Source organism: Methylobacterium sp. WL18 (assembly GCF_008040015.1).
Lineage (GTDB): Bacteria > Pseudomonadota > Alphaproteobacteria > Rhizobiales > Beijerinckiaceae > Methylobacterium > Methylobacterium mesophilicum.
Map to the genome: position 1 here is coordinate 1 of NZ_VRVD01000273.1, position 6,216 is coordinate 6,216.

At 70.1% G+C, this 6,216-nt stretch carries 8 protein-coding genes and 1 pseudogene; 2 read left to right on the forward strand and 7 right to left on the reverse strand.

Features of this window, described 5'->3' with window-relative positions:
* The 6 genes and pseudogenes from FV228_RS17955 to FV228_RS17980 all read right to left on the reverse strand — a co-directional run.
* Nucleotides 1-265, reverse strand: a pseudogene (locus tag FV228_RS17955) (DUF1109 domain-containing protein); the annotation flags it as partial.
* A complete protein-coding gene (locus FV228_RS17960) occupies nt 265-822 on the reverse strand; it encodes a sigma-70 family RNA polymerase sigma factor (RefSeq protein WP_147855876.1) in 558 nt (185 codons plus the stop codon). The pseudogene FV228_RS17955 and the gene FV228_RS17960, both read right to left, overlap by 1 nt.
* Nucleotides 823-929: 107 nt before the next feature.
* Complete coding sequence (locus tag FV228_RS17965) at nt 930-1,646, reverse strand: DUF1223 domain-containing protein (RefSeq protein WP_147855877.1); 717 nt, start codon at nt 1,644-1,646, stop codon at nt 930-932.
* A 71-nt stretch (nt 1,647-1,717) separates the two neighbouring features.
* On the reverse strand, nt 1,718-2,503 hold the full coding sequence (locus FV228_RS17970) for a creatininase family protein (protein WP_147855878.1): 786 nt from the start codon (nt 2,501-2,503) through the stop codon (nt 1,718-1,720).
* Nucleotides 2,504-2,618: 115 nt separating this feature from the next.
* The gene (locus FV228_RS17975) at nt 2,619-3,152 is read right to left on the reverse strand and encodes a protein phosphatase CheZ (RefSeq protein ID WP_147855879.1); all 534 of its coding nucleotides are present in this window, start codon (nt 3,150-3,152) and stop codon (nt 2,619-2,621) included.
* A gap of 110 nt (nt 3,153-3,262) precedes the next feature.
* The gene (locus tag FV228_RS17980) at nt 3,263-3,646 is read right to left on the reverse strand and encodes a response regulator (protein ID WP_007560016.1); all 384 of its coding nucleotides are present in this window, start codon (nt 3,644-3,646) and stop codon (nt 3,263-3,265) included.
* A gap of 296 nt (nt 3,647-3,942) precedes the next feature.
* Between FV228_RS17980 and FV228_RS17985 the strand changes: the two genes are divergently transcribed.
* Both FV228_RS17985 and FV228_RS17990 read left to right on the forward strand, forming a co-directional pair.
* Complete coding sequence (locus FV228_RS17985; RefSeq protein WP_147855880.1) at nt 3,943-4,929, forward strand: bifunctional riboflavin kinase/FAD synthetase; 987 nt, start codon at nt 3,943-3,945, stop codon at nt 4,927-4,929.
* 129 nt (nt 4,930-5,058) lie between these two features.
* Complete coding sequence (locus FV228_RS17990; RefSeq protein WP_147855881.1) at nt 5,059-5,277, forward strand: DUF2093 domain-containing protein; 219 nt, start codon at nt 5,059-5,061, stop codon at nt 5,275-5,277.
* Nucleotides 5,278-5,279: 2 nt separating this feature from the next.
* On the opposite strand, the gene lpxK is transcribed toward FV228_RS17990, so the two are convergent.
* On the reverse strand, nt 5,280-6,216 hold a 937-nt coding region (gene lpxK, locus FV228_RS17995; protein WP_246693940.1), incomplete at its 5' end, for a tetraacyldisaccharide 4'-kinase.

Here is a 6,216-nt window from a genome sequence, read left to right on the forward strand (position 1 = left end):
ACGCAGCGCCGGCCGCCGTCAGCACCGCCCCGAGCGCGGCGCAGGCGAGATCCGGCACGCGCATCCTCAGCATGAAGCCGGTGGAGTCGATCCGGCTCGCCAGGACCAGCCCGACGATCAGGGCCGCTCCCAGCCACATGGCGGCGCGCAGGGCCGGAGAGGGCAGAGGCCGAACCGGCTGCAGGCCGATGGCGAGATCCTCGACCAGCCGGTCGTGGCGACTCAAAGCGTGCGGACCCGGGTCATGGCCGGCCAAGTCGGCCATCAGCGCCGCTCCTGCATCAGGTTGGCGCGCAGGGCCTTGAGAGCCCGGTGAAGGTTGACCTTGAGCGCGCCCTTGCTGCGCCCGGTCAAGGCCGCGGTCTCGTCCAAAGACAGCTCCCGCAGCCCGAGATGCTCCACGGCCTGCCGTTGCCCGTCCGGCAGCGAGGCGACCGCACGCGCCAGGGCCGCGGCGCGGTCACGCGCCTCCAGACCCTGGCCCGGCGCGGGACCGGGATCGGCCTCAGCCTCGTATGCAATCGGATCGTGAACCTCGCGGGGTCGGCGACCGGTCCGGCGCAGGCGATCGATCGCCCGCCGCTGGGTGATGGCGCGCAGCCACGGCAGGAACGGCCGCGCGGGATCGTAGCTCGCCCGAGCCCGATGCAGGGTCATCAACGTGTCCTGGACGACGTCGTCCACGGCCTCGCCGCGCACGCCCTGCGCCCGGGCGATCGACGAGACCACCGGCAGGCACGCCTTGAGCAAGGCGCGATATGCGGCCGCGTCGCCACCCTGCGCCGCCGCCATCAGAGTGGCCAATTCACCTTCGAGCGCCATCCGGGCTCCGCCGCCGATCCATTCCCCGGCACGGCAGGAGTCTAGCGCGGGGATGGAGTCCCGCGCCAGGGCCCATCCGCATCCCGCGACGCCAGGCATCGCCAGCATCATCGCGGCAACTCCGCGGCGCCGGCGACGCGTTCGCCCAGGCGGGCCGCGCCCAGGATGCGGCCGTCGGTCGCCTGCAGCAGGAGAGCCGCCGTCTCACCCGCCGGCGCGGCAGCCTCGAACGTCGCAGAGACGCCGGACCAAGCCCCGAGATCCCGGATCGAGCGGACGACGTTCGCCTGATCGAGGGTCCGCCCGGCATTTTCGCCGCGCAGGACCCGGCTGGTATGGCTCGGATCGAAGCCGATCAGCAGGACCCGGCCCCTTCCGCTTCCGGCCCCGACCCGGGCGGCGAGACCGGCTCCATTACGGGACAGCGTCACCCGGACGGCCGTCCCGGCACTCCGGGCCCGTGCCACGGCGGCCCGCAGGCCGGCCTCGTCGGAGCCGACCAGGGCCGCGCGTCCGTCGATGACGGCCTGCGGGGTGTAGTTCGAACTGCCCAACCGGGCCGCGTAATCAGCCTGCCGCTCGGTGGCGGCGGGCAGGGAGTAGGGGTCGCGCCAGTCGAGATGGTTCCAGTAGGTGACGTGGAAGGCCAGCGGCAGCACGTCCGCACCTTCCTGCGCGAGCCGCCCGATCAGCGCTTCGGCGGGCGGGCAGGAGGAGCAGTTCTGCGAGGTGAAGAGTTCGACGACGACGGGCCGCTCGAGTGCCGCGGCCGGACGACCGGCGGCGAGCAACAGGGCGGCGGAGATCAACGCGACGACTTTCATGGCCGGGCCTCTCGGCGCCGGCGGAAGATGCACGGCGCGTGACGGACCTTTCGGCGGCACGTCCGCGCCGGTTACGCCGGATCCAGCTCGAACCGCTCCACGTCCCGCAGCAGTTCCACGAACGCGGCGGCGCCATGATCGAGGGCCGCATGCCCGGCCTCGGCACTGCCCAGCCGGGCATCCCCCATGGCTCCGGACGGGTGCAGGTCGCCCGCCTTCCAGGCGAAGGCGGCTGGCCGGCCGGCGCGGAGATGGGTGAAATCCCGGATCATCGCGCGGTTGCGGGGCGGGAAATCCGCGATGCGGTCGGCCCGCACGAGGTCCGGCCGCAGGGCCAGCATCAGTGCGGTCTCGATGCCCCCGGCATGGATGCCGTAAGCGATCTCGTCAGCGGGAAACAGGCCGTCGGGATAGCCGAACCGGGCCCAGGACGTCGTGACCGCGACCATGCCGAACCGCGCGCGCAGATCGCCGGCCACGAGATCGATGAGGGCGCTGTTACCGCCGTGGCTCGTGACGATCACCAGCTTGCGGCAGCCGGCGCGATGGATGGCGGCACCGATCCCGGTCCAGGCCGCCAGGGCCGTCCCGGTCTCGAGTGAGAGCGTGCCTGGAAACGCATCGTGTTCGTCGGACTTGCCGATGGCCTGGACCGGCAGCAGCAGCACGTCGAGGTCGTCAGGCACACGCGTGCGCACGCGGTCGAGATAGCCGTCGGCGATGATCGCGTCGGTGCCGAGCGGGAGGTGCGGCCCATGCTGCTCGATGGCAGCCACCGGCAACACCGCAATCGCCCGCCGCAGGTCACGCCGCTTGAGGTCGTCCGTCGTCAGATCGGACCAGCTTTGCGCCGCCATGTTTGGGCCGGAACTTTCCTTCGACGCCGCCCTCGGCATCGGGTTGCCGAGGGCGTCTAACCCGCCCGACCGAGGCGCGTCGATGGGCGCCGGACCGACCGGGGGCGGGAGCCGGTCAGGCGAACAGGGCGTCGATGTCGTTCTGGGACGGGGTTTCCTCGACGGCCTGGGGGCCGTTGAGGAGGAGGTCCTCCGCGCGGGCCCGGCGAGCCATCTCGGCCGGGTCGGTGGAGGATGCATCCCGGGCCTTCACGGCGCCGACGAAGCGGGCGAGCCGCTGTTCGAAAAGCCGCAGGGCCTCCACGACCTTGGCGATGCGCTGGCCGGTGATGTCCTGGAAGGCGCAGGCTTCGAAGATCGTGTTGATTCGCTCTTCGACGGCATCCCGGTAGCCAGGCCCGTCCGGGAGGCCGAGCATCGCCTCCGCGGCCTCCATGATCGTGTTGGTGGCCCCGGCGGTCGCGACGACGACGCTGCCGAGTTCCTCATGCGCCATGGGAATTCGGTCGCGGCTCATCTCGTTCGCCCGGAGCGCACCGATCTCCTCGCGCAAATGGGCGATGTAATCCGCAATCTCGATCAACTCAGAGATCACGGCGTGCGGTTCACGGAACCGCATATCGGGCTGTCGCGCGGCGGCTGACGACATGCTCTCCTCCTGGGATCGGCGACCGTCGATGCCGGCGGCATCGCTCTTGGGCGCCTTCCGGCGTGCCGGCGGCTTTGCCGGAGGGCGCGTTGGGCGTGCCACGGAAATCATCAGTTCCCGCAGACCGCCTCGATCTTGGACTTGAGCGTCGCCGCGTTGAACGGCTTGACGATATAATTGTTCACGCCGGCCTTCTTGGCGGCGATGACGTTCTCGGTCTTCGATTCGGCGGTCACCATGATGAACGGCGTAGTCCGAAGGTTTTCGTCGGCCCGCACGTGCCGGAGCAGCTCGTAGCCGGTCATCGGCTCCATGTTCCAGTCGGAGATGACCAGGCCGTACTTGCGGTCCTTCAGGCGAGCCAGTGCTGCCGTACCATCCGAAGCGTCATCGACCTCTTCGAAGCCGAGCTGCTTTAATAGATTCCGAATAATTCGGACCATCGTCTGGTAATCGTCGACAACGAGGATCGGCATGCTCAGATCGAGAGCCATAGACCAACTGCTCCGTATTGCCCGGCGGGAAGCCGCGGCGGCTCCCGGAAAGATGAACGCTTCACTAACGCCGCAAAATAGCCGCGCTGCACAGCATTTAAAATAGGCCCGCCGCATTGCGAAGCCGTTAATCTGCGGGTGTGTCTTTCGCAGACCGCCCCTGCGTCGTCGCGGGGTAGGGGGTTCGCTTGACCCTCCGGGCAGCTTTGGGCAGGGTCCGGCGCCGTCGGGCCTGACGCGAACCGCGCAGGCGCCTCTTCTCATCCGACCCCTCCCGAGTCTCCGACCCCGAATCGATGGCCTCAGGCGACCAACCGGCCATGCGGCCTTTCACGATTTGCGGCGTCGATACGCCGATCCCACCGGCCCTCGCCGGAGCGGTCGCGGCGATCGGCAATTTCGACGGCGTCCATCGCGGCCACCGCGTGCTGGTCGAGAACGTCCGGACGGTGGCGCGGGAAGCCGGCCGGCCATCCGCGGTGCTGACCTTCGAGCCGCATCCGCGCGCTTATTTCGCGCCCGATGCGCCGATGTTCCGCCTCACTTCGCTGGCGGCCAAGGAGATCGTGTTCGCGCATCTCGGCCTCGACGGGTTGGTCGTGCGCCGCTTCGACGGGGCGCTTGCCGCCACGGGCGCCCGCGCCTTCGTGTTCGACTTCCTGAGAGGGTCTCTGGGGCTGTCCGGCGTGGTGGTCGGCCACGATTTCCATTTCGGGCGCAACCGCGAGGGCACGCCGGCGATCCTGGCCGAACTCTGCGACGAGGCCGGCCTGGGCTGCCGGATCGTCGAGCCTGTCGCCCTGGCGGACGAGACCGATCCGGTCTCGTCCAGCGCAATCCGGGCGGCTTTGGCCACCGGCGACGTCGCCCGGGCCAACGCGCTGCTCGGCTACCGCTGGTTCGTGCTCGGCCAGGTCCGTCACGGCGACAAGCGCGGGCGCCAACTCGGCTTCCCGACCGCCAACGTGATGCTTCCCGATTGCGGGCTGGCCCACGGCATCTACGCGGTGCGCGCCCGCCTCGGCCCCGGCGAGATCCGCGACGGCGTGGCAAGCTACGGGCGCCGCCCGACCTTCGACGACGGCGCGCCACTCCTGGAAGTCTACCTGTTCGATTTCGCCGGAGACCTCTACGGACGGGAGATCGCCGTCGAATGCGTCGGCTACATCCGCGGAGAGGAGCGGTTCGACAGCGCCGAGGCGTTGATCGCACGCATGCACGTCGATTCCGACGCGGCGCGGGCCCTACTGGCTACCGATACCGCCCCTTCAATGCTGACCTGACTCCGCAGCCGGCGTGCACCATTCCGGGCCTTATTTGCCGGCGTTCGGAAAAACGTGATGCGGATCAGACCGCTAGACCCCTGTCGGGGATCCGATATCTAAGATGGCAGGATCGATCAGGAGGCGGATGTGCTGGGTCGCTACGAGCGCGGACATAACGGCGAGGCAGTCGTCCAGTATGGGGACGGCACCATGCGGGTGGTCAAGCCAGGCAGCTTCGTGCGCTGCGCGGTGACAGGCGACCCGATCCCGCTGGACGAGTTGCGCTACTGGAGCGCCACCCGACAGGAGGCCTACGTATCACCCGAGGCGATCCTGGCGCGGCTCAAGGAAACCGGGCGCCCGTAGCGTCACAGCGCCTTGCGGATCTGCGCGCGCAAGGCCTCGGGATCGTCCGGCACGAGGCGCACGGGCAGGACGCGGACGCGCGCTGCGAACGGGCCGGGGAGGCGGACCGCGTCCTTCTCGGTGGTCACGAGTTCCGCACCGAGCCGGTCCGCCTCGGCTGCCAGGGCGGCGAGTTCCGCCTGGCGGTAGGGATGATGATCCGGGAACGGCCGAGCCGCCGCGATGATTGCCCCGGTCCCGCGCAGCGTCGCGAAGAATTTTTCCGGCCGGCCGATCCCCGCGAAGGCGAGACAGCGCCGGCCGATCAGGCCGATCGGATCTGGGACGAGTTGCGCCCGATGCACCGGCAGCCCCCGCCGCTCCGCGGCCTGCGCCATCGCGGCGCCGGGAGCCCCGTCTCCGACCAGGATCACACCGGCGACGTGGGGCCATTGCCCTTCGAGCGGCGCCCGCAGGGGGCCCGCCGGGAACGGCCGGCCGTTGCCGATGCCGGCGCCGCCATCGATCACCGCCCAGGCTAGGTCCTTGGTAAGCGTCGGGTTCTGCAACCCGTCATCCATCACGATTACGTCGGAGCCTGACGACCGGCACAGCGATGCTCCGGCGGGGCGGTCCCGGGACACGATTGTCGGCGCGTGACGGGTTAGGAGCAGCGGCTCGTCGCCGACATCCGCAGCCCCGTGGCGGGTCGAATCGACCCGGATCGGTCCGGCCATGCGTCCGCCATAGCCCCGGGACAGGAAGGCGGGCCTGCGGCCGAGTTCGACGAGCAGGGCCGCGACCGCGATCGCGGCAGGCGTCTTGCCGGCTCCGCCAAGCGTGAAATTACCGAGGCACAGGACCGGGCAGCCCGCCCGGATGCCGGGGCGATTCATGCGCCGGGCGCTCAGCGCCCCATAAGCCGCGCCGAGCGGCGCGAGGGCGCGCGCGGCCGGGTGG

What these genes read in the sequence shown, in the direction of transcription:
- FV228_RS17960 (WP_147855876.1), bottom strand. Translation starts at nt 822, where the DNA reads ATGGCGCTCGAAGGTGAATTGGCCACTCTGATGGCGGCGGCGCAGGGT.
- FV228_RS17965 (WP_147855877.1), bottom strand. Translation starts at nt 1,646, where the DNA reads ATGAAAGTCGTCGCGTTGATCTCCGCCGCCCTGTTGCTCGCCGCCGGT.
- FV228_RS17970 (WP_147855878.1), bottom strand. Translation starts at nt 2,503, where the DNA reads ATGGCGGCGCAAAGCTGGTCCGATCTGACGACGGACGACCTCAAGCGG.
- FV228_RS17975 (WP_147855879.1), bottom strand. Translation starts at nt 3,152, where the DNA reads ATGTCGTCAGCCGCCGCGCGACAGCCCGATATGCGGTTCCGTGAACCG.
- FV228_RS17980 (WP_007560016.1), bottom strand. Translation starts at nt 3,646, where the DNA reads ATGGCTCTCGATCTGAGCATGCCGATCCTCGTTGTCGACGATTACCAG.
- FV228_RS17985 (WP_147855880.1), top strand. Translation starts at nt 3,943, where the DNA reads ATGGCCTCAGGCGACCAACCGGCCATGCGGCCTTTCACGATTTGCGGC.